A 2,557-nucleotide genomic window follows, 5' to 3' on the forward strand; every position below is an offset into this window, starting at 1 on the left:
CCTTAGACGCATGCAGTGTTAATAGCTGCACCTTGTCGCTGTCGTCGTCTTCTTCCTTTTGTTCCATCATGTCGCGCAGAATTAGCTTGGTAATGGCGTCTTCTATGCCCAGCTCATCCGCAGTGCCCTTGCCGTCCTCCAGCATGCGCTGGATGGAGTCCACCAAGAACCAGATGTTTTGCATGCGCCTCTCGGCCTGCTTGGGTGTGCCAGAGTGCTGATGCAGCCACTCCTCGTACTCAATGTCGGTAAACAGTTGTTTGATAACTGGTACAGGGTTCTCGCTGTGCAGGCGCTCGCAAGTAGCATCCACCCAATGGGCAAAGCGCCTCAGGCGATCCAGGCCCTTTTCGGTTACGTGGGTTTCCGCCCCCATATCGCCCAGCGATTTAAACAAGCTGACATTGCGTGCGCGCGCGTAATGGCTCAACTGTTCAAGGGTGCGCGGCCCAATTTCACGACGTGGTACATTCACCACCCGCAGGAACGCAGCGTTGTCGTCCGGGTTGATTAGCAGGCGCAGATAGGACATGGCGTCCTTTATTTCGTTTTTTGAGAAAAACGATTGGCCGCCGGAAATATGATAGGGAATCTGGTACGCCTGCAGCTTCATCTCCAGCAAGCGAGCCTGATGGTTGCCCCGATAAAGTACGGCGAAATCCCGGAATGCCAGCCCCTGCTTTAGCTTCTGATCAAGAATCTCTGTGGCTACTCGCTCGGTTTCCGCATCTTCGTTGCGGCATCGAACAATACGGATTTCATCACCAATGGTGTGGTCGCTCCACAGAGCCTTTTCGAACACGTGGGGGTTATTGGCGATAACCGTATTGGCGCTACGAAGAATGCGCGAGGTAGAGCGATAATTTTGTTCGAGCTTTACGATTTTAAGGCTTGGGAAGTCCTCTTTTAACTGCGCGAGGTTTTCTGGTCGCGCGCCCCGCCATGCGTATATCGATTGGTCGTCATCACCAACCACTGTAAAGGCCGCGCGCTCGGCAACCAGCATTCTTACCAGCTCGTATTGGCAAATGTTGGTATCCTGATACTCGTCCACCAACATGTAGCGTATTTTTCGCCGCCACTTTGCCAGCACCTCAGGGTTGGTGTGGAACAGCTGCACTGGGAGCAGGATCAGGTCGTCAAAATCGACAGCGTTGTAAGCCTTCAGGTACTCGCTATAATGCTTGTAGACGATGGCAATTCGCTGCTCCCGCTCGTCCGCCGCTTTGCTGTATGCTTCCGCCGGCCCGCGCATGGCATTTTTCCACGACGAGATAGTCATCTGAACATCGTTGAGCTCATCGCCGGCGTCGGCGCTGGCTTCCCGAAGCATCAGGTCTCGTAACAGGGCTTTGGCATCTTCCGCGTCGAAAATTGAAAAGCCCGGATGGTAGCCCAGGTGAGTGTGTTCCTCGCGGATTATATTCAGCCCAAGGTTGTGGAAAGTGGAGACGATCAGCCCCCGGGTCAATTTGCGGTCAACAATCCGGCTTACCCGTTCTTTCATCTCGCGGGCAGCTTTGTTGGTAAACGTAACGGCGGCAATGTGTCGGCCCGGAATGCCAATGTGCTCAATTAGATAGGCGATTTTCCGGGTAATTACACTGGTTTTGCCACTGCCTGCACCTGCCAGCACAAGTAGCGGGCCATCGGTGTAGCGGACGGCTTCATTTTGTCTCGGGTTGAGCTTGTTCACAAATTCACTGCCAGAGTGGGGTGAAACGGGGGTTTATCGGTAAGACAATAGTCTACACCAGCCTGACTATTCTGTACCTTGCCGTTCTATAAGCTATTCTTCTAACAGATCGGATTTGCTGCATACGCACTCATGGACTCTACTTAATGACCTTGCCACTGGAAACTGTGGGACACGATCAGCTTCGTCTTCTGGTTCTGACGCCAGATTACGCTGATTTTCTCTGGCTTAACGCACTGCTGGCGGGTGACCCAGAGGCCAATCCAGATTCAACATGGTGTCCGGACCTGGTGGTTTGCGATGACCTGATACGTAACGCGACCTTTGACGTTATTGTTTGGAATTGCGTATTCCACGGCGGGTCAGAAACCGCGTTTCTGCAGTATCTGGCTGTTGCCAGTGAGGGGCGGCCTGTTTTGGCGCTGAGCGCTGAGGCTCCCCGTGAGCGAGCGCCGGTGCTGCTTGCTAGTGGTGCGGCCGACTACCTGAGTCGCCAGGAGCTTGATCATTGGAGCTTCTGTCGAGCGGTGAAGGGCCTTTGGTATCGGGAGCAGCTGGCTAACTCTGCCCACACCCAACTGGGCAGAGGGCTGGCAAGTGGCTTTATTAACAGGGATTTGTTCTTCGACCGGTTGCAGCAGGCCCTGCTCAGGGCTCAACGAGGCAGCTACCGGCTAGCCTTGTTGCACCTGAATATTGATGATTTCCGCAGCATTAACGAGTCATTTGGCTATCAGAAAAGTGACCAGCTGATGATCAAGGTTGCGGCTCAGGTTCGGCAGGGGCTGCGGCGCGTGGATTCCTTGATGCGCATTGGCGGTGATGAGCTAGCCATTATCGTTGAAAAAATTGAAGACTCGC

2 protein-coding genes are annotated in these 2,557 nt (G+C 53.9%); one reads left to right on the forward strand and one right to left on the reverse strand.

Annotated features, from left to right (window positions below; translation table 11 throughout):
- Positions 1-1,696, reverse strand: a 1,696-nt coding sequence (locus tag BCA33_RS19455; RefSeq protein WP_071268438.1) for a UvrD-helicase domain-containing protein, incomplete at its 3' end; no start/stop codon positions are given.
- A gap of 146 nt (positions 1,697-1,842) precedes the next feature.
- On the opposite strand from BCA33_RS19455, the gene BCA33_RS19460 reads away from it, so the two are divergent.
- The coding region (locus tag BCA33_RS19460; protein ID WP_139173069.1) for a GGDEF domain-containing protein at positions 1,843-2,557 on the forward strand (715 nt) is incomplete at its 3' end.

This window comes from Marinobacter sp. AC-23, from assembly GCF_001858325.1.
Classification (GTDB): domain Bacteria; phylum Pseudomonadota; class Gammaproteobacteria; order Pseudomonadales; family Oleiphilaceae; genus Marinobacter.